This window comes from Williamsia muralis (assembly GCF_051487485.1).
GTDB classification, from domain to species: Bacteria; Actinomycetota; Actinomycetes; order Mycobacteriales; family Mycobacteriaceae; genus Williamsia; species Williamsia muralis_B.
Window position 1 is genome coordinate 559914 of sequence record NZ_JAHVCV010000003.1, and the last position, 25747, is coordinate 585660.

The following is a 25747-nucleotide window of genomic DNA, read 5'->3' on the forward strand; positions in this document are numbered from 1 at the left end:
CGATAGTCGGGACGGTTGACATCATGAAGTTCGCACTCTTTTTGCTCTATGTGGCGATCGAGATCGCTGCGTTCGTCGGACTCTGTTACGCCATCGGCTTCGGCTGGACACTGCTACTGGTGGTCGCAACGGTCATCGGCGGGTTCTGGTTGCTGCGTCGTCAGGGCGCCAAGACTCTCGCCAATCTGCGCGACGCCGGGCGCAGCGCAGCAGGTGGCAGTCCGGTCGATCCGGCCGACTCGGCAGCACCCGTCGCCGACACCGCACTGCTGGCCGCGGCGACGATCTTCATGATCATCCCCGGCCTGGTGTCGAGTGCGGTCGGTATCCTCTTGCTCCTCAAGCCCATTCGCGTTCTGTTGCGGCCCATGGTCATCGCCGTCGGGACACGCAAGGTGGTCAGCGCCATGGAGAAGAACTACGCACGGTATGGCCGCGGCATGGCAGGAGTCACCGTCGTGGACGGCCAGGTCATCGATACCTCCGGTGCGGAAACCACGGGAACCACCGGCTTCGACCCGGCACGTCCCCAACTCCGCAAGCCCTACACCGAGCTCTGATCCGGTTGCCCATCGAAACCGATCCGGCCGCGGCGGCAGCATATTCACAGCCCTGCAGCGACTGACGATCGGTTCGACAGGCAGACTGGACGCTCGTGGAGAGTCAATTGCTGATCGGTGGCCATATCTACACCCCGAGTGCCCCCGACGCGACGGCCATGGCAGTTGCGAACGGCACCATCGTCTGGGTGGGTTCCGATCACGTCGGCCGTACCTTGCACCCCGACGCGCAGGTGATCGATCTCGACGGCGCACTGGTGGCGCCCGCCTTCGTCGACTCGCACGTGCACCTGACGTCGGCCGGGCTGGCTCTACGTGGCCTGGACCTCAGTGACGCCGTGAGCCGGGACGACTGTCTCGAACAGATCCGTCGATACGCTGCCGAACACACCGACACCGACCTGATCTGGGGCCTGGGTTGGGATGAATCGACGTGGCCGGATCTGACCTGCCCGTCAACAGCCGAAGTGGATGCCGTGGTCGGCAATCGACCGGTGTATCTGGCGCGCATCGACGAACACTCGGCCGTGGTGTCCACTGCGTTGCGGGCTCGGGCCGACGGTCTGGTGGGCAGTCACGGCTACGACGAGCAGGGACCGCTGACCGCCGACGCCCACCACCGCGTCCGTGCCGCAGCCCGGATGTTGTTGAGCGCCAACGGCCGACATCGCGCCCAGCGTGCAGCTCTCGACGATGCAGCCGCCCACGGCATCGTGGCGGTCCACGAGAACGGCGGCCCAGACATCAGCGGACGCGACGACTTCCTGTCACTGGCCCACCTCGACCACCCCGTCGAGATCCGTCGATACTGGGGCGAAGCCGTCACCGACGCCGAGCACGCCCGCGCTCTGCAGGCCGAGACGGCCGCACACGGTCTCGGTGGTGACCTCTTCATCGACGGGGCCATCGGGTCACACACCGCCCTGCTCCGAGAGCCCTACAGCGACGCCGACACCCACGGCGTCTGCTACCTCGACGAAGACACCGTCACCACTCATCTACGCGCCTGCACCGCTGCCGGTATCCAGTCGGGCTTCCACGTGATCGGCGACGGCGCGATGGACGTCGTGGTGAATGCGTTCGGCGAAGTGGCGGGGGAGTTCGGCGGGCCGGCGATGGCCCGATTGGGACACCGCATCGAGCATGCGGAGATGATCACCGCCGATCAGGCCACCACTCTTGCTGCCTGCGGCGTCATCGCCAGTATGCAGCCGCTGTTCGACGCCCTCTGGGGTGGCCCGGGCCAGCTGTACGAGCAGCGTCTCGGCCTCGATCGTGGCCGCTCACTCAACAACTTCGCCCAGTTGGCCAAAGCAGGCGTCGGCCTGGCCTTCAGCTCGGATGCGCCGGTGACCTCGATGCGCCCGTGGGAGGCAATCGCCGCGGCCGCGCATCACAACAACCCGGCCAGCGCCATCTCCGTTCGAGCAGCTTTTGCAGCGGTCACCCGAGGGGCGTGGCGGGCCGGTGGTCACCGCGACGGTGTGGCCGGAACCCTCGTTCCCGGCGCGCCCGCCGATTACGCCGTCTGGGACGTGGACAACCTTGTTGTTGCCGGATCGGCTGATCCGGCCGTGGCCCGGTGGTCCACCGACCCGCGATCGCGCGTACCTGCACTTCCCGACCTGAGTTCAGGCAGCCGGCTCCCGGAGTGCATTCGCACCGTGAGGGCAGGCGTGACGATCTACGACCGGGCGGGGCTGTGACGACGGCTATCGCGCCAGGGGAGTCCGAGGGCGGAACGATCGCCCGGCTCCGAGACGCGACGCAGCGGCCATGGGTGATTCGCACCGCGGTCAGTGCACTCGGAGGAGTGCTCATGTGGGCCGCGTTCCCGCCGCGCGATCTCTGGTTCCTGGGCATCCTGTCGCTGGCGTTGCTGGCGGCCGCGCTCAGAGGCGTTGTTCGATTCCGCGAGGGATTCTGGTACGGATTCGTCTTCGGCCTGGGGTTCTTCCTCCCGCTGCTGCCGTGGATCGGGGTGTACGTGGGGCCGCTCCCGTGGGTGGCGCTGGCAGTGGTGATGTCGCTCTACACCGGGTTGTTCGGCGTGATCGCCTGCCGTACCACCACCTGGCCTGCGGCACCGTTGTGGTTCGCGATCATGTGGGTCACCGTCGAGTGGGCACGTTCATCATTCCCATTCGGTGGGTTTCCCTGGGGTCGTACAGCTTTCGGTCAAGTCGGTGGACCGATGCTGTCGCTTGCCTCGATCGGGGGTGCACCTCTGGTGTCGTTCTCGGTGGCCTTGACGGGGGCAGCGCTCACCGCAGTGATCGGGGCGGCGATCCGACGGCCGGTCAGATGGCAGACCGTGGTGCCGGCCCTGGTGCTCGCGCTCATCACACCGATTGTCGCGGCCGCCCTGTGGCCTTCTGTGGACAGCCGAAACAGCTCTGACGACGACATCACCGTTGCCGCGATTCAGGGCAACGTCCCCCGGCTGGGCCTCGACTTCAACGATCAACGTCGGGCGGTCCTGGACAACCACGTACGCGAGACCTTACGTCTGGCTGCCGCGGTCGACGCCGGCGACGCCGCCCGTCCCGACATCGTGGTGTGGCCCGAGAACGCCTCGGACATCGACCCAACCGCGAATGAAGATGCAGCCGAAGAGATCACGGCGGCCTCAGCAGCTGTCGGCGCCCCGATCCTGGTGGGCACGCTCGTCCGGAACGCCGACGGACGCCCGACGAACACCGTGCTCGTGTGGGACGGACGGCGCGATTCCGGAGACCAGATACGTGGCCGGTACGACAAGCAGATCATTCAGCCGTTCGGCGAATACCTGCCGTGGCGAAGCTTCTTCACTCTCTTCTCCTCGTATGCCGAACAGGCAGGCAATTTCCGCGCGGGCACCGGCCCCGGTGTTGTCGCCGTCGAGACCACCGGTGGGCAGAGCGTGACCGTGGGGGTGTCGACGTGTTGGGAGATCGCGTTCGACCGTTCGGCACGTAAGGCGGTGCAATCGGGGGCCCAGTTCCTCTCGGTGCCCACGAACAACGCCACCTTCGGACGCACGCAGATGACCTACCAGCAGTTGGCGATGTCACAGCTGCGGGCGGTCGAGCACGGGCGCACCGTGGTGGTGGCAGCAACGAGCGGTGTGAGCGCGATCATCGCGCCCGACGGCCACACCAGCTCACGCAGCGGGTTCTTCGAACCCGCGACCCTGCAGGGCACGATTCCGTTGCACACCGGCGAGACCATCGCCACGAAAATCGGGCCGTGGCCCGAGCGATTGGCCGTACTCTTGGGCGTCTGCGCCTTTTTGTTCCTGCTGGCGCCAGGCATTAGGTTCAGGGGATGGTCAAAGGAGGAGCATGGTGACGGAGCCTGAGCACAACTCGCAGGCTGCGCGGCCGGTCGGGGCCGACGGGGCGGGCACCCTGGTGATCATCCCGACGTTCAACGAGATCGAGAACCTGCCGTTGATCGTCAAGCGTGTGCACGCAGCGCAGCCCGCGGTGCACATCTTGATCGTCGACGACAGCAGTCCCGACGGCACCGGCGAACTCGCCGACAAGCTGGCGGCGACCGACGGCGCTGACCGCATCCACGTGATGCACCGCACCGTGAAAGACGGTCTCGGCGCCGCATACATCGCCGGCTTCAAGTGGGGCCTGGCTCGCGACTACACCGTCTTGGTGGAGATGGATGCCGATGGCAGCCATGCTCCGGAGCAGCTGCATCGACTGCTCGACCGCCTCAACGAGGGTCCCGACCTGGTGATCGGGTCTCGGTACGTTCCGGGAGGAACGGTGGTCAATTGGCCGCGGCGACGCGAGATCCTCTCGCGGGGTGGCAATGTCTACTCGAGGCTGGCGCTCGGGGTCAAGATCAAAGACATCACCGGAGGGTTCCGCGCGTATCGCCGCCATGTGCTGGAAACGCTCGACCTGTCGTCGATCGAATCTCACGGCTACTGCTTCCAGGTGGACCTCGGGTGGCGAACGGTCCAGGCCGGGTTCGATGTGGCCGAAGTCCCCATCACGTTCACCGAGCGCGAGCTGGGGGAGTCGAAGATGAGCGGGAGCATCGTCCGCGAGGCAGCCTTCAAGGTCCCTCGCTGGGGAGTGGCCAACCGGATGGCCAAGCTCCGCCGGAAATGACAAAACGCCGCGGCACCGTGAGGTGCCGCGGCGATGTCGTGAATCGACCGGATCTAGCTGGCGCCCCGGCGACGAGCCTTGAGCAGGTCCAGGCGCTCGGCGAGCAACACCTCGAGCTCCTCTTCGCTTCGACGTTCGAGCAGCATGTCCCAGTGGGTACGCGGCGGCTTGACCTTCTTCTCTTCCGGCTCGGCACCTTCTAGAATGGTGCCTTCCATACCGTTCTTGCACGGCCACGTCGACGGGATCTCGGCGTCATCCGCAAACGGGACGTCGAAAATCTCACCATTGTCGGTGCGGTACTGGACGATGCGCCGGGGAGCAAGGTCATGATCGCGATCGGTCTCGTAGCTCACCGCTCCGAGACGGCTGCCGCGTAGGACTCGATCTGCCATAACTACTGTCCTCTCGTTGGATTACCTATCCATCTTACGCGCGTTGCGGGACCACGTGCGAAATACGTCCTCGAGACGCCGCGGTCGCTCCACGAGTTCGGGTCTGCGGCCCGGTACCGTCATCGTCCATGGATCATTCGTCCACGACGGCAAGACGAAGCCGGACCCGCAATTCCTGCTCGTGGTGCGGCCGCGAGGTCATCGAGTCGGACATGGGCCGTCGTCGCAAGTACTGCAAGCAGTCGTGCCGCCAACGCGCATACGAGCAACGCAGTCTGGTCGCCGGTTCTTCCATCCCGGCCGATGCAGTGGTTCTGAGCGCGGGCGAAGCCGACGAACTGATCGAACGGCTGTTCCGGCTGCGGTGCGCGGCCGAGGACATTGCTACGGCGGTTGCCGAGGAGGCCGACAGATCCGAACTCGCCGAGCTGGGCGCCGATTTGGTGGCTCTGGCCAAAGAAGCCGAGCGGTGGCGCTGACGGGCCCGACGGCCGGGTTTCGCTACAGCTGCCGCCGTGCCCCGGGCTGCGGCGCCGGGTCGGCGAGGCGGGCGACGATCTGACGCGCCTGCGGCGACTGTGGCTCGATCTGTTCGGGCTTCACCGACCATTGCAGACCCACCCACGGGTCGTGCGCCGTGGCGTCGGCCGACATCGGGAACATCAGCGTGCGGTCGGCGATCATGCTGACCAGCGGGTCGGCGTCATGCTCATCGACCGGCCCTGACAACACGAACGACCAGCCCAGCCGGCCGCCTCTGTCGATGATGCGCAGCAATCGGGCCATGGTTGCCGCATCCCATCCGAACGGCAGGTCCGCGATGACAACAACCCTGTTGTAGACGTCGGCGACGTCCCCGGCTTCCAGCGCCATCTGCGCCAGTTCCAGAGACGATTCCAGCGCGCCCAGACGATCGACCAACACGTCCGCGGATGTGACTGCCGCGGAGCCGAGTAGCGGCGTCAGCAGATCCGACAGCGGCGCAAGCGAACCGGTGAGGTCGAACACATCGACCGCCACGGACCTGGCCGCGGTTGTCAAGGAGCTCGGTACTGCCCGCGCGGCGACGACCAGTCGCAACACCAAGGACGTGACCGCTGACAGGGCCGGCAGGTCGCCGTCCAGAACCCAGATCGGGCGCGCGATGGGTGTCGGCACGCAGAAGGGCAGTCGTAGCTCGCCACGTTCGGGAGCTGCGAACTCACCGATGCGCACACCGCTGGCAGGTGGCCCGTTCAACCGTGTCCAGGCCGGCGATGCCCACGACGCCATCGCAGGTGGCAACTGGGGATCGAGGGCTGCCAGTTCGGCGATCAGAACCTGTGAATCGGCGTCGAATCGCCTTCGTGCAGCAGCGATCAGCTCGTCGCAGCGACGTTGCGCCTGTTCGCGCTGATGTGAGGCTGCAGGCGAATTACGTTGTGCCGGATCGGAGATCGCGTCGCTCAGCTCCTGGTCGAGACGGTCCGTCGCAAATGCCTCAGCCTGTACGTATCCCGCTGCCGACCGGGCCGCATCTTCGAAGACCACCTGCGCGCGGGCGATGGCAGCGGTGTAGTCCGATCCCAAGACCACAGACGCCGGATCCAGTTCGCCACGTGAATGAGGTTGTCCTGCAGCAGCATCGGGAATCTGCGCCGGCGCGCTCGATTCCGCTTGCGGCGGGTCGTCGACGTCCACGCCATGACTCGTGAGCAACTGGGCGAGCCCGCCGCTGTAGCCCTGACCCAGAGCACGAACCCGCCAACGCCCGCCGCGTTGATAGAGCTCGAAACAGAGCAGCGCCGTCTCGCCGTGCGCGGGCCGAGCATCGAATCCGAACAGGACCTCGCCGTCCGGTAGTCCGGTCAGTTCCGCATGCACCCCCGAGCCCGGGGCCGGCTCCGCGCTGACGGCGCACAGTACGGTCGCGCCGCCCCGGACGCCGTCCAGGTCGACCGTGAGCTGCGGACCGTCCAGCCGGACCCCGCCTGTCGCCGGCTGGTTGTAGAACACCACATCACCGGAATCGAGGACCCGGAGGTCGGAATCCACGACAAGGCCCACCAGGTCGACGTCCTCACCGGTGGCCGCCACCCGAAAGCTGATGTGCGACACCTCGACGGGCGCATTTTGGCCGGCGACCAGCTTCTTCATCCCGCTCGGACCTCGCGGGCTATCTCATGTACTCGTTGGACAGGAACCGCTGCAGCTGCGGAAGCGCTTCACCGGCGTGACGGGCGGTGATGCCCTCGCCGATCGCCTGCAGCTTCCACGTGCCGCCCTCGCGGAACACCTTGGCCATCACCACACCGGTATAGGGCATCCCACCGGCCAGCGTGTATCTGGCCAATTCGGCCTTGTTGGTCTGGTCGACCAGACGACAGAATGCGTTCTGCACCTGCTCGAAGGTCTGTCCCTGGTAGGAGGTGACGATGAAGATCAAGGCGTTCACGTGGATCGGCACCCGCGTGAGATCCACCGTGATCACCTCGTCGTCGCCTTCACCCTCGCCCGTGAGGTTGTCACCGAGATGGCGGATCGAGCCGTCCTTCGATGTGAGCTGACCGTAATAGGCGACGTCGGCCACCTGTGTATCGGCGAACATGACCACCGACGCGTCCAGATCGATGTCGGCGCTGCGGTTGCCGAACATCTTCTTGACGGTCACCGGGTCCCAGCCCAGACCCATCTGAATGTTCGTCAGTGCCACGCCGCCTTCTTTGTTCAGCGACACGCGTTGGCCCTTGGCGAGACTCACCGGGCGGTCTTTGCTCAGACTCACCTCTGGCCTGCCGGCGGGCGCTGCCGGCGCCGGGGGTGCGGCATACCCAGGTTGCTGGTTGTAAGCGGGCTGCTGCTGGGGCGCGGCCTGCTGGGGCGGTGGGAAGTTCTGTTGCGGCGGGTTCTGCGGGGCCGAGGTCGGTTGGCGGGTGTAGCTCGGGGGTGCGGTGTTCTGCACCGGCTGAGAAGGCGCGGGAGGAGGCGGCGCTGCAGCGGGCGACGGGGCATCATCGACCGAGACACCGTGATCGGTCACGAGTGCGGCGAATCCTCCCGCGTAACCCTGTCCGACCGCGCGAACCTTCCAGTCGCCGCCGCGGCGGTACACCTCCAGCGCGATCACGATGGACTCACTCGACAAGCCGTCGATGCGGTATTCATACAGCGACTGTCCACCGGCGGAAACCCGCGCGACCGGCGGCGCGACGGCGCCGAATGTGCCGTTCTCCAGCGTGATCACTGCTCGGACCTGGCTGATGTCGGCGGGCACCGCAGCCAGCGAGATCAACAACGTGCCTACGCCGGTCCCCGGCTGCAAGGTGACACCCGGTCCCGACGGCTGGTTGAAGAACACGAAGTCTGCGTCTGTCCGGACTTTGCCACTGTCGGTGACGAGCAGAGCGGACAGGTCGCCGGCGGTGGCAAGGTCGACCGTGATCTCAACCGTCGGTGCGGACAGCGGACCGTTTTGTCCTTTGACCAGAGTTGTTGTCATCGCCTGAGCCCTTCGTTGGGTGTGGATTGTTTCGCGATTCCGGGGGCCGGGAGCGCGCTCGCGCGGATGTCCGATTCGCCAATGCCCCCCATTGTGCCTGTCTGCTCCAGCATCCAGACCAACATCTCTTCCGACGCGGCCAGACCGCGCCCTGCGGTGACGGCGACATTGGGATGAACCCATCCGAGTTCTTCCAGTTCGCCGTGACGTGGGCGGATCGCCGCATCCGCTGCGACGAGCATCGGTTGATCGAGCACCCCGTCGCCGGCGGCTAACGTCACGTCGGGGGGCGAGTCGAGTCTCGTCCGAACTTCATCGATTGCCAGTTGCTTGGTCACGGGGTCGGGCATCACGTACACCTTGCGGCCCTGGCGGGACACGTTCCAGCCGAGTTCCGCCGCCCAGCTCGCCCATGCCGGAACAATATGCGGCGGAAGGAGATCGAGCTCCACCACTACGTAACAGAACAGCCCGTCGGCGATCCGCATGGTCCGCAGCCAGGGGGCGTCGGCCGTATCCTGCGCGAGGCGGGCATACACCTCGTCCACACCCACTGCGAGGCGGCCCAGCAGAGAGGCGACCCGCCTGCTCCATTCCGGGTCGGGGTGGCCGTCGACGAGGATGTTGCCGCCGTTACTGGTGATGGCGAAGCGGGGAACGCCGATCGGCAATCGGATCCGCCGATATTGCTCGATCGTGCGGGTGGTGGTCGGCACCACGTCCGAGGCGGCGTGCAGGTCGCCGAGGAGGGTCATCGACATCGTCGACATGAACGACTGCGGACGGCCCTGGTACATCTCCACACACTGCGCTGCAGACAGCACCGCATCGGCATCTGCCCCTGGGCCGGCACCTTCGGCGATCGCATGCGCCGAGTAGATCAGGGTACGGTCGAGATCCAGCGTCACCAGGGCACGTCGAGACGCGGTGGTCGATGGCGTGGTGTCTGTGGATGTCACCGGAGTTCTTTCACCAATCCCATGCAGCTGTATGCGAGGTCAGGCACCACTTCGACGGGTACGTCGCGTGCGTCGGCGAGAACTCGGATGTGTTCGTGTTCGGGGTCGTCCGGGGTTCGGACGAGAACACGCCACGGTACCCGGCGGAGAAGGACCCTCGTTGTCTCACCCACCCCTGGTTTGACGAAGTTGACCGACGATATTCCGTAGTGCGCGCGTACGGCCTCCACCGATTGCCAGCCCGACCAGGTCGGCGTTCGATCAGATGCCTCGATCTCCGCCCGACGGATCGCCGCTTCGTCGGCGGCGGCATCGAACTCCCGGGTAACCGCGTCGAGCAGCACCCCTGAGACATCCTGATCGGCGAGTTCGGCATAGAACTTGGCCCCGTGGAAGTCGGCGGGACCGATGAGCTCTTCGTTCAGAACGGTGCGCGAAACCAGCCCGGAGACAGTGGAATTGAGGCATGCCGAGGCGATGAGGAAGTCGTCTCGCGTCCCGAATGTGCGCACGCAGGAGCCGGGGTCGGCGAGTACGGCGAGCTCCGGGTCGAACACCGGGCCACCATCGGCGGCCAACTGCGTCAACGCTTCATCGAGTTCACGTGCGATCGCCCCTTTCCCTGTCCACCCGTCGATGAACACCACGGACGCAGGGTCGTGGTGGGCTGCCAGATATCTCATGGCGTTCGCGTCGATCCCCCGGTCGCGCACGATCGAGACCGCATAGTGGGGCAGCTCCAGACCATGACGTTGCGCCCAGCGCCGCATGAGTATTCCCACCGGGGTTCCGGCTCTGGCCAACGACACCAGCACGATGTCAGAGCCTCGTTCGGCCAGCACGAGATCGGTCACCGCCCCGACCGCTACCGCCAACCGTCGCGCGCTGCCGGCCAGGACTCGATGGAACAACTCCTGGTAGGCCGCATCCGGCTGGAACTCCACCGGGAGAGTCTCCGCGTAGTGAGCCACACCCGCTTGAATCCTTTTCTCGCGGAGGGTGACATCGCCCTCGAGCGCGAGGTGCGAGAGGTCTTTGAGCAGCCAACGAACCTCGTCGGCGGCGTAACTGCCGAAATCAGGTCCGACGAGCGGCTCCTGGTACCTCACGGCGCTCTGCTCGGTCATCCGTCCATCCTTGCCGCACGCAGCAATTGGTAGTCGGTCGCGGGGACGACAACGAGGAGCAGGTCGTCACCGCGTGCGCTCACCACGTCCACCAGACCGCCGGGTTCGCTCAATGCCGTTGTGTCCGCGGGAGAATCGACGATCATCACGACCCGGGCGCCGTCGTGGTCGTGAGTTGCGTTGTACAGGTACCTGTCTCGAGCGTCATCGGGCTCCGGAGCTTGGAAGTGGTACCCCCGACGCAGGGGGTAGGTGGGGTCGTCGATGACGTGGGCCGGTGAGCGGGTTGTGGTCTGGCTCAAGACCGGGGCTTGGCTCCACTCGGCCAACTCGGCCGCGATCCGCTGGGGGAGGTACATCAGTTCTTCATGCCCGATGACCACTGTCGGCCGGGTGGGGTCGAGGCGGCCGACAACTCGCTGCGCGACCTCCGTGACCGCGCGATCGAAGTGGGGCCAGTCGGACCGCGAGAATCCGTACCGTCCGCCGTCGGGAACGTGAGATGGCCATGCCACGTCCAGTCGCTCGACGTGACCCTTCTGGTGCGCAACGGGCGGTGAGGGTGCCGGGAGTTGCAACACCCGATCGGTCAGGTCGGGCGGGATCGAAGTCGCCCCTTGCGCAAGGCTGATGAAGTCGACCGATGTCCCGAGCGCGTCGGCACGCTGCTCACATCGCACGATGTCGTCACTCGTTCGCATGTCGACCAGCGCCGCGACGACATAGAGCGACCGCGGATGAATTTCTTGCATCGAACGGATCGCGTCCAATGCAGTTGCACCGGTGGAGATCTCGTCGTCGACGAGCACCACAGGAAGATCGCTGGAGAGAACCGCAGGATCGGTGGGGACGATGAGATGGTCGGTCGCGTGCGAATGTCCCTCCTCGAAACGCGCGGCCACCGGCACATCGGCCGCGTTACGTCGCGTCGATTGCAGGTACAGCGTCGCGTCGATTCGCCGGGCGACTGCGTGACCGAGCCCGGTGGCCGTCTCCGCGAACCCGAAGACGAGCCCGTCGCGCTGCTCTCGATCCGCAAGTGTCCGTACGGCCAGATCGCCGAGATCGTCTGCCGCGGCGAAGATGTCCGACGGGGCGACCGGTATGTGCTTACCGAGGACGGTGGACACCCAGAGGTGTGCCCGCCGGGGATTGCGCCGCAGGCCAGGCCGGATCAGATCCTCGACTCGCCAAGATCGGTACCCGGACCCATGGGTTGCCGCGAGGCCGAATCGGGTTGTGGCGTAGGGGGTTGCAAGCGTTGTCGACTTGTCGCCGATTGTCGGGACGTTCATCGGTCGACCACTGACGTGAGCAGGTCCACGACGCCGACCTCCGGTTGCAGTACCCCGAAGATCTGCGCTCTGATCAGGGTCTTGACCGCCCAGTTCCGATGGGGCCGCCGCTCGTTCATCTTGTTCCGATACGCCGACGGCTCGACCCCGCCCGCGTCATCGACACCGAGCACCGCCACCGCATCGACGTACTCTTCGTGCGGCACCGCACTCATCGAGTGGACGACGTTCACGTGCGAAGGATGGATCACCGTCTTTCCCTGCAACCCGTTGGCCCGATCCAATACCAGCTCACGCAGCAGCCCGTCGAGGTCTCGGCTGACGAGGTGCGTGCGGAACCGGACTGCATCGATCTGCTCGAAAGGCGTGTGGCGCAACAGCGGGCGAAACATCCTGTCGTGGGTGTTGTAGTACTCCCAGACGGGCCCGGTGATGGTGAACCCGGTGCCGTCGGCCCGCCCGAGCACGTTCACGATCGAGCCGATGACCTCGGCGACCGGATGAACGTCATAGATGGTCAGGTCCGGGTCACGCCGGATCCCGAGCGCGCCACACATGTCGGTGCCACCGATCCTCACCGCAAGCACCTTGTCCCGGTGCTGGGCCAGCACCTGGCGAATGGTCTCCAGAGCATATGCACGCGACTCGAGATGCAAGACCGAGGTCGACTCGATGATCGGCATCGCGTACAGCAACCGTCCGATCCGCGTGCTCGCGGCACCGATCCGGTCCAGGTGGTCACCACCATCGGTTGCCGTGAACTTGGGCAGCACAAAACCGGAGAGCACACCGGCCCCTGCGTCGAGTCGCCCGACGAGTTCATCGATCTGCTCGGCGCGGCGCACCCGGACGAACAACATCGGTACCCGTTCGTCGCGGAGGGCCAAGTCATCCAGCACCGTCGACAGATTGCTCATCGCGAGTTCCACGTCGTGGTCGGCGATCGCGTCCTCGAGATCGATCACCATGGACGTGGATCCACTCCGTGCCTGGCGGAGGATCAGCTCGGCCAAACGCTCCCGATTCGCCGGGATGTACAGGGTTGCACCGAGGGCCACGCTGAGGAGTTCGGGAGTCGCATCCACATCGATTCGTTCAGGTAACCGATGAAAGAGGCGTTCTCGCTCATTGGGGTCGAGATCGGCGAAATGTTCAATCTGTTTGATCGGCCCAGCATGGGACTGCGCCCCATCACCACGGCTGCCGTCTGTGCCGTCGGTGAGTGTTCTCTCGGTCATGAACGCCGCGCCTCGTCCTTCATCTTGTTCACGACTCCGGTCACGAAGTCGGAGATGGCCCGTAGGTCCACCAGATAGCCCCAGTAGTCGGGGTGCCGCCCGGTCAGTGTGGCAACGGCCCGGTCCACGCGCAAGACCTGGGCGTCGAGGACCGAGCCCCACTGCTCGACCAGTCCGAGATTCACCGCCAGGAGTTGGGCGTCTCGGATCTGGAAGCGAACCCTACCGGCCGCGGCCGGCGGATCCTTCTGGACCACGCGAAGTTCATTCAATCGATCGGTGACGCCGTCCACCAGATGCTCAGCGTTTGCCAGAGCCGAACGGGCGCGGGTGATCGCCGCCAATGCGGCTTCCGGATCGGACGTTATTTCCTGTGCGGCGGTGTCGATTTCAGCAGCTGCCGCGTCGATGTCCCGGGCGCTGAGCTGGTCGTGGCCGATCAGGTCCTTCGAACACGCCGCGCTGAACTCCCGCAGCAGTGCCGAGTACGCCTCGGGCATGCGTGCGCTGCGGTTTCGTACCGCAGACAACCTCGTCCGGACCGAGGCGAGCGCAGCGGTGGCCTCGCCGACCCGGGTCGGAGCACGGTCGACCGCCTGACTCAACTTGTCGGTGGCGGCGACCAGAGCGGCAGCCTTGTTCCTCAGGCCGGCCCGGTCGCCGCCCCCTCCCGACACGTCGAGTTGAGCCGCCTCCAGCTGCAACCGGGCCTGATCGTGTTGTTCGCGAGCTGTTTTGACCGACGTATAGGAGAGTTGGTCGGCGGGGAGCGTGCTCAGCCGGGTGAGCAATTGATCCGACTGTGTTCGGGCCGTGGCAGCTTCATCGGGGACCGCGGCGTAGGAGATCCGGGCGTGTTCGAGCTGGGTGGAGTTTCGTTCATAGAACCGGTCGAGAAGCTGGATCGCTTCGATGATCCGGGCCATCGTGCGCTGCACATCGCCGGGTGCGGTTGTGGCCGCGTCCTGGCCGCTGATTGTCAGATAGTCGTTGATGGTCTCGTAACAGGCCTCGCGAACCGGAGCGAATGCCCGGACCAGTTCAGCCGACATGCCGAGTGCCGCCGCGGCTTCGACCCCGTCGGTGATGATGGACAAGCGCTGATCGAGTTGGAGAAACGCACTGACCATGTCGCTGCGCGCACGGTCGATGGCGTCAGTGGGCCTGCCACCGACGCTTCGGTCCTCTCGTCGAAACCAGCCCCGGGCCACAGCCGCATCCTACTGGGACCAGGGCCCGGTACCCGGTGAGCCGAACGTGATCCCAGGACAGTTGCGCTCACCGGCGTGTCATTCGAACGGCTCCGGGGAATGGTCCTCACACTCCCGCCGATGTCCACTTTCACGTACGGTTACTCACAAGGAGCGGCTCCGGAGGGACCCGCTCATCGTGGTCTGCTTCTACGAAGTTTTGGAACAACCTCACGAAAGGGTTACTGACATGGGCGTCAGCTTGAGCAAGGGTGGAAACGTCTCGTTGACCAAGGAGGCTCCGAACCTGACCGCAGTCGCGGTCGGACTCGGCTGGGACATCCGTTCCACCACCGGCACGGACTTCGACCTCGATGCCAGCGCCATCGGCGCCGGTGGCGACAAGAAGGTCGTCTCGGACCAGCACTTCGTGTTCTTCAACAACTTGCGCTCGCCCGACGGTGCGATCGAGCACACCGGAGATAACACCACCGGTGAGGGTGAAGGTGACGACGAGGTCATCAACGTCGATCTGGCTGCGATGCCCCCGAACATCGAGTCCGTGATCTTCCCCGTCTCCATCTACGATGCCGACGCCCGCTCGCAGTCGTTCGGTCAGGTTCGCAACGCGTACATCCGCGTTGTCGACCGTGCCAACGGAAACGAACTCGCCCGCTACGACCTCTCCGAGGACGCGTCCACCGAGACGGCAATGGTCTTCGGGGAGCTGTACCGCAACGGGGCCGAGTGGAAGTTCCGCGCGATCGGCCAGGGGTACGCCTCCGGTCTGGCCGGAATCGCACGCGACTACGGTGTCAACGTCTAGTTCGACTGGTCAGAACGACGCCAGAATCTGCACGCCAGCGCTATCGCGGAACCCGACGGGTCCGCGATAGCGCTGTTCATACGTAACAAAAGAAGGAGTCCGCGTGGTCATCCGCGTATTCGGGATCTCGATCGTGGTCACGCTCGTCTCGCTTGTCGTGGCGTTCCTGTATGGCGGCTGGACGGCGCTCGCACTGTGCGCGATCCTCGGCATCCTCGAGGTCTCGTTGTCCTTCGACAACGCGGTCATCAATGCCACAGTGCTGGAACGGATGAGCGACTTCTGGCAGAAGATCTTCCTGACCATCGGCATCCTCATCGCCGTCTTCGGCATGCGGCTCGCATTCCCGCTGGTGATCGTCTGGATAACCGCCGGATTGAACCCTGTCGAAGCATTTGATCTGGCGATGAACGTTCCCGAGGAGGGATCGGGGCAGCAATCCTACGAAGAGATACTCACCGCCGCGCATCCGCAGATCGCAGCGTTCGGCGGCATGTTCCTCTTCATGCTCTTCCTCAACTTCATCCTCGCCGACCGCGAGATCACCTGGCTGTCCTGGCTCGAGAAGCCGTTGGCCACTCTCGGAAAGCTCGACCAGCTGGCAGTTGTCATCGCCGGAGGCACTCTGGTGCTGGTCGCGGAGGTCCTGGCCGACGACGACCACCGGGCCACGATCATGGTTGCCGGTGTCCTCGGCATGATCACCTACATCGCGGTTGACGGCCTGGGATCGCTCTTCCACACCGAGCAGTTCGACGAGGAACACCAAGCGGCGGCAGACGGTGGCCCGTCGCAGCTGGTGAAGGCGACCGGTAAGGCCGGCTTCTTCCTGTTCCTCTACCTCGAGGTCCTCGACGCCTCGTTCTCTTTCGACGGCGTCATCGGTGCGTTCGCGATCACGGCGGATCCGATCATCATCGCCCTGGGTCTCGGTTTCATCGGTGCGATGTTCGTCCGTTCCATCACGGTCTACCTGGTGCGAGCGGGAACTCTCTCCGAATACCGTTACCTCGAACACGGCGCACACTGGGCGATCGGTGCACTGGCGGTCATCTTGTTCGTCAGCATCGAGTACCACATCAACGAGGTCATCACCGGTCTTGTCGGTGTCGCATTCATCGGTGCGGCTGCCATCTCCAGCATTCTCGCGAACAGGCGTGAAGGCGGCGACGGAGGAGCGTCCACGGACGCAGCGGAAAAGAACGCAGTCACCACCACGTAGTCCCCGTACACGGCCGTTTCGGATATCTGCCCGGTATCCGAAACGGCCGTTTGCACGGTGTACATGTGTACACTCGAATCACATTGCACCGTCGTGGCCAATCTCGCTCTCAGCCTCCGCCACGACACCGTGCCTGCGAACGGAGTGCATGTGGATCTGCTGAAGTGGAGTAAGCGCCCGGCTGCCGAGGTCGAGGCAACCAAGCCCCAGGTGAACGTTTTGCGGGGGTTGGTGGCGCGTGCCACCACACCGCTGTTGCCCGACGACTACCTGCATCTGCTCAACCCGTTGTGGTCGGCTCGGGAACTGCGTGGCCGAATTGTGGCCGTACGCAAGGAAACCGACGACACAGCCACCGTCGACATCGAAACCGGGTGGGGTTTCAGCCACCGATACAGTCCCGGACAGTACGTCGGTATCGGACTGCAGGTCGGGGGCCGCTGGCACTGGCGTTCCTACTCGCTGACCTCGATTGCCGGTGACGCCAAGGTGATCTCGGTGACCATCAAGGCCAATCCCGATGGCTTCCTGTCGAGCCATCTGGTCGACGGTGTCTCACCTGGCACCGTGATCCGCCTGGCGGCACCCAAAGGTGACTTCTCGCTACCCAATCCGCCGCCGCAGAAGATCCTCTTCGTCACCGCGGGCTCGGGCGTCACACCCGTGATGGCGATGTTGCGGGCGCTACAGCACCGAGGGGACATGCCGGACGTCGTCCACGTCCACTCGGCACCGGACCGCGAGAGTGTCATCTTCCACGACGAGCTCCTTGCGCTGCAAGAGAATTCGTCGACCTACAAACTGACGATGCAGTTCACCAGGGAGAACGGCAAGGTTGACCTCGCCGACCTCACTCCGCTGGTTCCCGACTGGCGTGACCGCGAGGTCTGGGCCTGCGGTCCCGTTGCAATGCTCGACGTCGCCGAACAGGTCTGGGAAGAAGCGGGGCGCTCCGACCATCTCCACATCGAGCGTTTTGCGATCGCCCGCACCGACAAGGGCGGCGAGGGCGGCACGGTCACCTTCGCCAAATCCGGTAAGACCGCCGAAATCGACGGCGCGACAACTCTTCTCGAAGCCGGAGAAGGGCTTGACATCCAGATGCCGTTCGGCTGCCGAATGGGCATCTGCCAGTCGTGCGTGGTACCGCTCAGCGGCGGCTACGTACGGGATCTGCGCTCAGGAGATGAGCGTCGAGAAGGAGACCGGATCCAGACGTGCATCAGCACGGTCTCCGGTGAATGCACGCTCGACCTCTGACCTGCACACATCCAGACCAACAGGAGGTATCCCACCAGTGGCGATCACCGATATCGACCGATACACACACCTGACAGAAGCCGACGTCGACGCGCTGGGCGCGGAGTTGGACGCCATCCGGCGAGACATCGAGGAGTCTCGCGGGGAGGCCGACGCTCGGTACATCCGTCGCGCGATCGCCATCCAGCGTGGACTGGCCGTCGGCGGACGCGCAATGCTCTTCGCGAGCAACAAGAAGCCGGCGTGGGCCGCGGGCACCGTGATGCTCGGTTTGGCGAAGATCATCGAGAACATGGAACTCGGGCACAACGTGATGCACGGGCAGTGGGACTGGATGAACGACCCGGAAATCCACTCGTCATCGTGGGAATGGGACACCACGTGCCCGAGCAGTCAATGGAAGCACTCACACAACTTCATCCATCACAAGTACACGAACATCGTGGGGATGGACGACGACGTGGGCTACGGCATCCTGCGGGTCACCCGTGACCAACCGTGGGAATGGTGGAACATCGGAAATCCGGTGTACAACCTCGTTCTCGGCACTTTCTTCGAATACGGTGTCGCACTTCATCATGTCGAGACCGAGAAGGTTCGCAAACGCGAGAAGAGCCTGCGCGAGGTGGGTCGTGACCTCCGGGTGATCGGACGCAAGGTCGGGAAGCAAGCGGCCAAGGACTATCTGATCTTCCCGGCGTTGAGTGGGCCGAACTGGAAACACACGATCGCGGCCAACGTCACCGCAAACTTCATCCGCAACTACTGGACCTATGCGGTCATCTTCTGCGGCCACTTCCCTGATGGGGCCGAGAAGTTCACCGTGCAGGAGTACGAGAACGAGGACCAGGCGCGGTGGTACCTGCGTCAGATGCTCGGGTCCGCCAACTTCAGGGCCGGTACCTTGATGCGATTCATGAGTGGCAATCTCAGTCACCAGATCGAGCACCACCTGTTCCCCGACCTCCCCAGCAACCGGTACGAAGAGATCGGCGTCCGGGTCCGCGAGCTCTGTGACAAGTACGACCTGCCGTACACCACCGGGACCTTGTGGCACCAGTACATGCTGACCTTCCGGACCATCGCGAAACTTGCGCTGCCCAATGCTCTGCTGTCTGCCAGTGCGGACGACGCACCGGAAACGGCCTCCGAACTTCGCTTCAACATCCGCGAAGGCATGCAATCCGGGTTCGCCTCCGATCCCCAGACAGGCACTCGGCGCGGTCTGAGAACCGCTCTGCGTGAATTGCGCGAGTCAAAGGTGAAGGTGGCGTAGGACACCGGTGCACCTAGACTTCGAGCTGTGAGTAAGGCCAACAACCGCGGCAGCGATCGCCCAGAAGGGCAGCGACCGTCCATAGGGCGGGTTGCTGACTTCTTGTCTCGCGCCGACAGCAACGACAACGTCCTTCGCGTCGCCCGTGCCGCACGCCGAGCGGTACCTGGTGCCAGTCCCGACGTGGATCCTGCTCGGCTCAGGCACTCGGAACGAGTTGCCAGTCTGATCGCGCAGGCGCGCGGGGAGCGGGCCAGTGCAACCCGCGAGTTGGCGCTGGCAGCCGTCGAGTCGTGGCAGGCGATCGTGACCCGCCGCCGCAGCGGGAAGCCACGATCCGATGGCCCGGTCACCATTTTGTTCACCGACCTTGTCGGATTCTCGACGTGGGCGCTGGGTGCGGGTGACGATGCGGTGCTCGAACTCCTGCGTCAGGTCAACGACGCCAGCGCGGCGGTCATCAAGCGGCGGGGTGGCATCGTCACAAAACACCTCGGCGACGGTCTGATGGCGGTGTTCGCCGACGGCGCCGAGGCGATCGAAGCCGCACATGAGGCGGGCCTTGCCGTCAGTGCCATCACATTGGACGGATATCGCCCGGCGTTACGCGCCGGTCTGCACACCGGCGAGCCACGCCACGTCGGAGACGACTACCTGGGCGTCGACGTGAACATCGCCGCCCGCGTCGCCGACGCGGCGTCCGGTGGCGAGGTGCTCGCCACGGAGGCAACACTCGCGGCAACCGACCAGTCCAAGTACATCAAGCGGCGCAGACGGTTTCGGGCAAAGGGAACACCAAAAGATCTGGTGGTGTACGAAGTCCTGCCAAGGTACGACGACTCGGCCGACCTTTCACGTTGACCGCCTGACTACGCACCCGGCGAAAACATTGCGGTTGCCCGGCAGCGCCATAGACTCCGAGGGTGCTCTCACCCAAAGACGCAAGGCGCACGGTGATCGCCCCCAGTTGGTCTGACACCGCGCTGCGACAGCTCACACTGGCGGCCAACCACGGCAAGTTGTGGATGGCCATCGCGGTGGTGATGTCGCTGATCGGAAAAAGACAGCGGCGCGCGGGTCTACGCGGACTCGGTTCGCTTGCGGGCGCCAGTCTGGTGTCCAACACCGTTCTCAAGCCACTGATCGGGCGGCGTAGGCCGACGTTGGACCCCGCCCATCCGCATCCGCTGGTTCGGATGCCGTGGACGTCGTCGTTTCCCAGCGGACACAGCGCTTCGGCCGCCGCGTTTGCCGTCGGCGCAGCACTCGAGCGCCCCCGGACCGCCGCCGTGCTGTTCCCGCTGGCAGCCGCGGTCGGGTACTCACGTGTGCATGTCGGCGTCCACTACCCGAGTGACGTGATCGCCGGGGCGGCCATCGGTGGCGGTGTCGCCCTGGCCGGCCAACGCCTGTGGCCGGCGGTGCCCACCACAGCTGCGCAGACGGGTCCCGGGTCGGCTCCTGCGCTCCCACGAGGTGCGGGGTTGACCGTTGTCCTCAATTCGGAATCCGGGTCATCGGCAGGCGCCGACACTCGCATCCTCGCTCTCTTACCTGATGCGAAGATCGTGCACTGGGATCCCGATTACCCACTCGACGAACAGATTTCAGACGACTCGCGTGCGCTGGGAGTGGCCGGGGGAGACGGAACGGCCGCCACCGTGGCGCAGATCGCCATCGACAGAGATCTCCCTCTCGCAGTGTTTCCGGCCGGCACCCTGAACCATTTTGCTCGCGCGCTGAGCCTTGAGACGTACGCCGATACCGCAAGGGCAGTGGTCGCCGGCTCGGCAGGCACGGTTGATGTCGGACGAATCAATGGCTGTCTGTTCCTGAACACTGCGGGCCTGGGCGGATATCCGGAGATGGTGCGGCTTCGTGAACGGTTGGAGCACCGGATCGGCAAATGGCCCGCCGCCGCCGTGGCCTTGTTTCGGACATTAAGCGGCCACAAACCGCTCGATCTCGTCATCAACGGCAAGCGCCGCTCGGTGTGGGCGATTTTCATCGGGAACGGGGAGTACCGACCCCGCGGCCTCACCCCGTCGAATCGATCGAGCCTTGCCGACGGCGTCCTCGACGTCCAATACCTCCGAGCGGACCGTCGTCTCGGGCGGACAACGGCAATCGCCGCATCACTGTTCGGCACGGTTGAGCGGGCTCGGGTGCTCGGCGCGATCCAAGCCGATCACCTGGTGATCGAGTCCCATTCGGGACCGATCCTCACCGCCCACGACGGCGAGGTCACCGGACCGGTCGACCACATCGACCTGGAACTCGATCCGTTGGCGCTCACCGTCTACCACTGACCCGCGTCGACGCCCGACCGGACCGGGGTGGATTCTGATCTTTCAGATGATCGTCGGACCCGGGGAGGGATCGGGATTCGGCGGCTGCGGCGAGGGAGACGGCACCGGGTCAGGTGTCGGAAGCGGTGGTTCTGGCGACGGCACCGGGGGTGTGGGCGGCTCGGTCCCCGGTTCGGGAATCGGTCGGTCCGGGGCGGGAATCGGTTGTCCCATGGTCGGACTCCTCAGGGTTGTTCGATCAGGTCGGACGAACACAACGTTGCTTCGCCCGTTTGTCTCACCCTTCCATCAATACCAGCCGTTCCCTCGCCCTCGGGGCATGCACCATTCGGGGGATCGGAACGGTCCGGTAGACATGACCCATGGAGGTACTCAGCGGTCGAGTCATCGTGCAGCCTTCCGACCCCGAAGCGGCTGTCCGCTTCTATCGGGATCAGCTGGGTCTGGCCATCGCACGGGAGTACCCCGGCGGCGTCGTCTTCCACGCGGGTACCGCCCTCATCGAAGTCGCGGCACACATGGGCGGAGGCGACAAGCCGTCACCGGGCTGCGTCCTGTGGTTGCAGGTCCGCGACATTGCCGGCACGAGGTCGGAGTTGGAAGGTCGGGGCGTCGCGATCCTGCGCGAAGCCCGCACCGAGCCGTGGGGACTGATGGAGATGCACATCGCCGACCCGGACGGACTGAAGATCATCATCGTCGAGGTGCCCGCGGATCACCCGTTGAGACGGGATACCCGCGCCGGCAAATGAGGTGATCGGGCGCCGTTCGGGAACTGTTTATGTGCAGCTCCGGGTGGGTAGACCACCCCAATGGACGACCAGCCCCCATCGTGCCATCATTCCTCCGACACCTCGCTCGAAACGATCACCCTGAACGTCAACGGCCGCGATCTCGACGTGCAATGCGATTCGCGCTCAACGCTTTTGGATGCACTACGTGACAATCTGTCCCTGACCGGATCGAAGAAGGGTTGCGATCGCGGTCAGTGCGGAGCCTGCACGGTCCTGATCGACGAGCGCAGGGTGGTGAGCTGCCTGATCTTTGCCGTGGCCGCACAGAATCGCCGCATCACCACCATCGAAGGCATCGCCGACCTCGAGTCCGGATCTGACCTGCAGCAGGCGTTCGTGGATCACGACGGCTTCCAATGCGGCTACTGCACTCCGGGACAGATCTGCTCGGCAGTCGGCATGCTCGACGAAGCCAAACGCGGGTGGCCCAGTGCGGTGACACCGGCGTCCGGCGTGGAAGACGGTCTGCTCGACGACGACGAGATCCGCGAGCGGTTGAGCGGCAACATATGCCGATGTGGCGCCTACGTCAACATTCTGGCCGCTGTACGCACCGTCGCCGGAGACGTACTCGCCGACCAGGACGCATCATGAAGACCTTCGAATACACGGCACCTCAGAACACAGACGAGGCGATGCTGCGTCTCGGGTCGGATCCCGGGGCACGAATACTCGCCGGTGGCACCAATCTCGTTGATCTCATGAAGTTGGGTGTGGTTGCGCCCACCACCTTGGTGGACATCGGGGGACTATCGCTCGACGACGTGACCGTCACCGACACCGGAGCACTCCGCATCGGCGCCAACGTTCCCAACAGTGATCTCGCTGCTCACCCGCTCGTGCGGTCGCGGTATCCGGTGCTGTCGCAAGCGCTACTGGCCGGTGCGTCGGGGCAACTCCGCAACATGGCGACCACCGGGGGAAACCTGTTCCAGCGCACCCGGTGCCCCTATTTCATGGATCCGGGAAAGGCGTGTAACAAACGCGAACCGGGTACGGGCTGCTCGGCCGTCAACGGCCTCAACCGCGACATGGCGATCCTGGGTGCGTCTGACAAGTGCGTGGCGACGCATCCCTCGGACATGGCCGTGGCAATGGCCGTCCTGGAGCCGGATCTCGATGTGCTCGGACCGGCCGGACCGCGCTCGGTCCCCTTCGACGAGCTCTACCGGCTGCCGGGCGAGCAGCCACAGCTGGACACGACCTTGGACCGGGACGACCTGGTGACCTCGCTGACCATCCCGGACAACCCGGCCGCGCAATCCTCGGCCTATCGTAAAGTCCGCGATCGCGCCTCGTTCGCGTTCGCGCTCGTGTCGGTTGCCGCAATTCTCGACGTCGAGGACGGGGTTGTCGCCGATGTGCGGATCGCGCTGGGCGGAGTGGCGCACAAGCCCTGGCGGGCTCGGCGAGCGGAGGAAGAGCTACGGGGAAAGGTCGTGAGCCGCGCCGAGTTCGCCCGCGCTGTGGATTCTGAGCTCTCCGACGCGAAACCGTTGTCCTCCAACGGCTTCAAGATCCCGCTGGTGCGCTCTGTGGTGACACAGGCCTTGATGGGTCTGGTCGACGAGCAGGAGGCATCGCGATGACCTCACTCGGAACTGCGCACGCTCGGATAGAAGCCCAGGACAAGGTGGGGGGCACGGCGCACTACACCGCCGACCGCGTGCCGCCTGGACAGCAGATCGTCCACTGCGTGCACGTCGGTGCGCAGATCAACGTCGGCCGGGTGACAGGCGTGAACGATGGCGCCGCCATGCAGATGCCGGGGGTGTTGGGCGTGATGTGGCATGGCAACGCCACGCGGCTGGGTGAATCGGAGGACGCCGAGCTACACGTACTGCAGGGACCCGACGTCCACTACCGAGGGCAGATCGTCGCGGCAGTCATCGCGATTTCCGTCGAACAGGCGCGCGCTGCCGCCGAGTCGCTCGACATCGCCTACGAGCGGGCCGAGGGTTTCGACAACGTCCTGCACGCCACCCACCCCGCGCGGTACACACCCGAAGAGGTCAATGCGGGATTCCCCGCCGAGGCACGCCGCGGGGATCCCGAGGCAGCGATCGCAGACGCCGACCACGTGGTCGACCACTGGTACTCGACCCCCGCAATGCACAACGCACCGATGGAGCCGCACGCCACCATTGCGAGCTGGGAACAGACCGACGACGGGGAGACCCTGACCGTCTGGGACTCGACGCAGGCGCCTTCGGGTGTTCAGGGCGATCTGGCGACCCTGTTCGACGTCGAGCCCGACAACGTCCGCGTCATCGCCGAGCATGTCGGGGGAGGGTTCGGCGGCAAGGGGAGCACCAGGCCCAACGCCGTCCTCGCCGCCATGGCCGCCAGGTTCGTCGGCCGGCCGGTCCGGGTGGTGCTTCCCCGATCGGCAACGTTTGCGTTTGTCGGCTACCGGACGCCCACATTTTCCCGGGTCGCACTCGGCGCCGATGGGAAAGGCAACCTCGAGGTCGTCTGTCATGACACCGTGCAACAGACATCGAAGATCGTCGAGTTCGTCGAACAGACCGCCGAGGCGACGCGTCACATCTACGACACCGAGCACATCAGAACCACCCACGAAGTGGCAGCACTGGACGTGTCGACCCCGCGGTGGATGCGCGCACCCGGCGAATCTCCCGGTATCTACGCGCTCGAGTCGGCGGTGGACGAACTCGCTCATGAACTGGGGCTCGATCCGATCGACTTGCGCACCCGCAACGAACCCGACGTGGATCCGGCGTCGGGTACCGCTTTCAGCTCCCGGAACGTGGTGTCGGTGTTACGCAGGGGCGCGGACCAATTCGGCTGGGAGCGACGCGATCCCACTCCCGGCAGCATTCGGCGGGGACGCAAACTGGTCGGGATGGGTGTGGCACTGGCGTCATATCCGACGATGACCTCGCCGAGTACAGCACTGGCAGTCGCTCAACCGGACGGCACCTTCGACGTGTCGGTGGCCGCGTCGGACATCGGGACCGGCGCTCGCACCGTACTGACCCAGATCGCTGCCGACGCACTGCACGTGCAGGCGGACAGGGTGCGACTTCACCTGGGGGACAGTGCACTCCCGAAGGCGCCGGGCGCCGGCGGGTCGGCGGGAACGTCTTCCTGGGGATTCGCTGTCCACAAGGCGTGTAAAAGCCTGCGCGACAACATCGGGAGCGGACCGGTCGATCGACCCGTCGAGCAGTTCGCCGACACCACCGCCGACGTCGAAGCCGCCTCCGATCTCCATCGCGAAGCGTTCGGTGCGCACTTCGCGGAGGTCGCGGTCGACGTGGACACCGGCGAGGTGACGGTTGATCGCATGCTCGGCGTGTTCGCGGTCGGCAAGGTCCTGAACCCACGTCTGGCCCGCTCCCAACTCATCGGCGGAATGACCTTCGGCCTGGGAATGGCTCTGATGGAAGAAGGACATCCGGACGCGCAGTACGGCGGTTTCGGGAACGAGAACCTCGCGGACTACCACGTGCCCTCGCACGCAGATGTGCGAGACATCGAGGCCGTCTGGATCGACGAGGTGGACGACAACATCAATCCCATGGGCAGCAAGGGCATCGGCGAGATCGGCAACGTCGGTTCGGCGGCCGCCATCGCCAACGCTGTCTTCAATGCAACAGGAGTACGCGTGCGGGACCTGCCCGTGCGCCCGGACAAGATTGTGGAGCAACTTGACCCGCGATACCGCGACTGAAGCGAACAC

At 65.1% G+C, this 25747-nt stretch carries 23 protein-coding genes; 15 read left to right on the forward strand and 8 right to left on the reverse strand.

Annotated features, from left to right (window positions below; genetic code table 11):
- The first annotated feature begins 23 nt into the window (after positions 1–23).
- The 4 genes from KXR83_RS10980 (at position 24) to KXR83_RS10995 (ending at position 4672) form a co-directional block, all read left to right on the forward strand.
- On the forward strand, positions 24–560 hold the full coding sequence (locus KXR83_RS10980; protein ID WP_437424851.1) for an FxsA family protein: 537 nt from the start codon (positions 24–26) through the stop codon (positions 558–560).
- Positions 561–655: 95 nt separating this feature from the next.
- Positions 656–2266, forward strand: a complete 1611-nt coding sequence (locus KXR83_RS10985; protein WP_437424852.1) for an amidohydrolase — start codon at positions 656–658, stop codon at positions 2264–2266.
- 38 nt (positions 2267–2304) lie between these two features.
- Entirely contained in the window at positions 2305–3900 is a 1596-nt protein-coding gene (gene lnt / locus KXR83_RS10990; RefSeq protein WP_437424956.1) for an apolipoprotein N-acyltransferase, read from the forward strand.
- Entirely contained in the window at positions 3884–4672 is a 789-nt protein-coding gene (locus KXR83_RS10995) for a polyprenol monophosphomannose synthase (protein WP_437424853.1), read from the forward strand. Before lnt ends, KXR83_RS10995 begins: the two co-directional genes overlap by 17 nt.
- Positions 4673–4725: 53 nt before the next feature.
- On the opposite strand, the gene KXR83_RS11000 is transcribed toward KXR83_RS10995, so the two are convergent.
- On the reverse strand, positions 4726–5067 hold the full coding sequence (locus KXR83_RS11000) for an RNA polymerase-binding protein RbpA (protein WP_023959187.1): 342 nt from the start codon (positions 5065–5067) through the stop codon (positions 4726–4728).
- A gap of 128 nt (positions 5068–5195) precedes the next feature.
- Here KXR83_RS11000 and KXR83_RS11005 point away from each other — a divergent pair, with 128 nt between their 5' ends.
- Positions 5196–5546, forward strand: coding sequence for a hypothetical protein (locus KXR83_RS11005; RefSeq protein WP_437424854.1), 351 nt, complete (start codon positions 5196–5198; stop codon positions 5544–5546).
- 22 nt (positions 5547–5568) lie between these two features.
- Here the strand turns inward: KXR83_RS11005 and KXR83_RS11010 are convergent, their stop codons facing one another.
- The 7 genes from KXR83_RS11010 to KXR83_RS11040 are packed head-to-tail and all read right to left on the reverse strand — an operon-like array spanning position 5569 to position 14294.
- On the reverse strand, positions 5569–7203 hold the full coding sequence (locus KXR83_RS11010; protein WP_437424855.1) for a TerD family protein: 1635 nt from the start codon (positions 7201–7203) through the stop codon (positions 5569–5571).
- Between the two features lie 19 nt (positions 7204–7222).
- Positions 7223–8545 carry a TerD family protein gene (locus tag KXR83_RS11015; RefSeq protein WP_437424856.1) on the reverse strand — a complete coding sequence of 441 codons (1323 nt, stop codon included), beginning with the start codon at positions 8543–8545 and terminating at the stop codon, positions 7223–7225.
- Entirely contained in the window at positions 8542–9504 is a 963-nt protein-coding gene (locus KXR83_RS11020) for an HAD family hydrolase (RefSeq protein ID WP_437424857.1), read from the reverse strand. The genes KXR83_RS11015 and KXR83_RS11020 overlap by 4 nt, the downstream gene beginning before the upstream one ends.
- A complete protein-coding gene (locus KXR83_RS11025) occupies positions 9501–10631 on the reverse strand; it encodes a cysteine protease StiP family protein (protein WP_437424858.1) in 1131 nt (376 codons plus the stop codon). Before KXR83_RS11025 ends, KXR83_RS11020 begins: the two co-directional genes overlap by 4 nt.
- A complete protein-coding gene (locus KXR83_RS11030) occupies positions 10628–11926 on the reverse strand; it encodes a phosphoribosyltransferase family protein (RefSeq protein ID WP_437424859.1) in 1299 nt (432 codons plus the stop codon). Before KXR83_RS11030 ends, KXR83_RS11025 begins: the two co-directional genes overlap by 4 nt.
- The gene (locus KXR83_RS11035) at positions 11923–13164 is read right to left on the reverse strand and encodes an HpcH/HpaI aldolase/citrate lyase family protein (protein WP_437424860.1); all 1242 of its coding nucleotides are present in this window, start codon (positions 13162–13164) and stop codon (positions 11923–11925) included. The genes KXR83_RS11030 and KXR83_RS11035 overlap by 4 nt, the downstream gene beginning before the upstream one ends.
- Positions 13161–14294 carry a hypothetical protein gene (locus tag KXR83_RS11040; RefSeq protein ID WP_437424861.1) on the reverse strand — a complete coding sequence of 378 codons (1134 nt, stop codon included), beginning with the start codon at positions 14292–14294 and terminating at the stop codon, positions 13161–13163. Before KXR83_RS11040 ends, KXR83_RS11035 begins: the two co-directional genes overlap by 4 nt.
- A 310-nt stretch (positions 14295–14604) precedes the next feature.
- Between KXR83_RS11040 and KXR83_RS11045 the strand changes: the two genes are divergently transcribed.
- From KXR83_RS11045 to KXR83_RS11090, 10 genes are all read left to right on the forward strand, one after another.
- Positions 14605–15180 carry a TerD family protein gene (locus KXR83_RS11045; protein ID WP_023959173.1) on the forward strand — a complete coding sequence of 192 codons (576 nt, stop codon included), beginning with the start codon at positions 14605–14607 and terminating at the stop codon, positions 15178–15180.
- Positions 15181–15283: 103 nt separating this feature from the next.
- A complete protein-coding gene (locus tag KXR83_RS11050; RefSeq protein ID WP_437424862.1) occupies positions 15284–16402 on the forward strand; it encodes a DUF475 domain-containing protein in 1119 nt (372 codons plus the stop codon).
- A 150-nt stretch (positions 16403–16552) separates the two neighbouring features.
- Positions 16553–17662, forward strand: coding sequence for a ferredoxin reductase (locus KXR83_RS11055; RefSeq protein WP_437424957.1), 1110 nt, complete (start codon positions 16553–16555; stop codon positions 17660–17662).
- A 37-nt stretch (positions 17663–17699) separates the two neighbouring features.
- Positions 17700–18938 (forward strand): fatty acid desaturase family protein, encoded by a 1239-nt coding sequence (locus tag KXR83_RS11060; protein ID WP_437424863.1) that lies wholly within the window; start codon positions 17700–17702, stop codon positions 18936–18938.
- Between the two features lie 27 nt (positions 18939–18965).
- A complete protein-coding gene (locus KXR83_RS11065) occupies positions 18966–19799 on the forward strand; it encodes an adenylate/guanylate cyclase domain-containing protein (protein ID WP_437424864.1) in 834 nt (277 codons plus the stop codon).
- A 62-nt stretch (positions 19800–19861) separates the two neighbouring features.
- Entirely contained in the window at positions 19862–21247 is a 1386-nt protein-coding gene (locus tag KXR83_RS11070; RefSeq protein WP_437424865.1) for a bifunctional phosphatase PAP2/diacylglycerol kinase family protein, read from the forward strand.
- A 362-nt stretch (positions 21248–21609) separates the two neighbouring features.
- Positions 21610–21999 (forward strand): VOC family protein, encoded by a 390-nt coding sequence (locus tag KXR83_RS11075; protein ID WP_437424866.1) that lies wholly within the window; start codon positions 21610–21612, stop codon positions 21997–21999.
- 60 nt (positions 22000–22059) lie between these two features.
- The gene (locus tag KXR83_RS11080) at positions 22060–22635 is read left to right on the forward strand and encodes a (2Fe-2S)-binding protein (RefSeq protein ID WP_437424867.1); all 576 of its coding nucleotides are present in this window, start codon (positions 22060–22062) and stop codon (positions 22633–22635) included.
- On the forward strand, positions 22632–23630 hold the full coding sequence (locus tag KXR83_RS11085) for an FAD binding domain-containing protein (protein ID WP_437424868.1): 999 nt from the start codon (positions 22632–22634) through the stop codon (positions 23628–23630). Before KXR83_RS11080 ends, KXR83_RS11085 begins: the two co-directional genes overlap by 4 nt.
- Entirely contained in the window at positions 23627–25738 is a 2112-nt protein-coding gene (locus KXR83_RS11090; RefSeq protein ID WP_437424869.1) for a xanthine dehydrogenase family protein molybdopterin-binding subunit, read from the forward strand. The genes KXR83_RS11085 and KXR83_RS11090 overlap by 4 nt, the downstream gene beginning before the upstream one ends.
- Positions 25739–25747 lie beyond the last annotated feature (9 nt).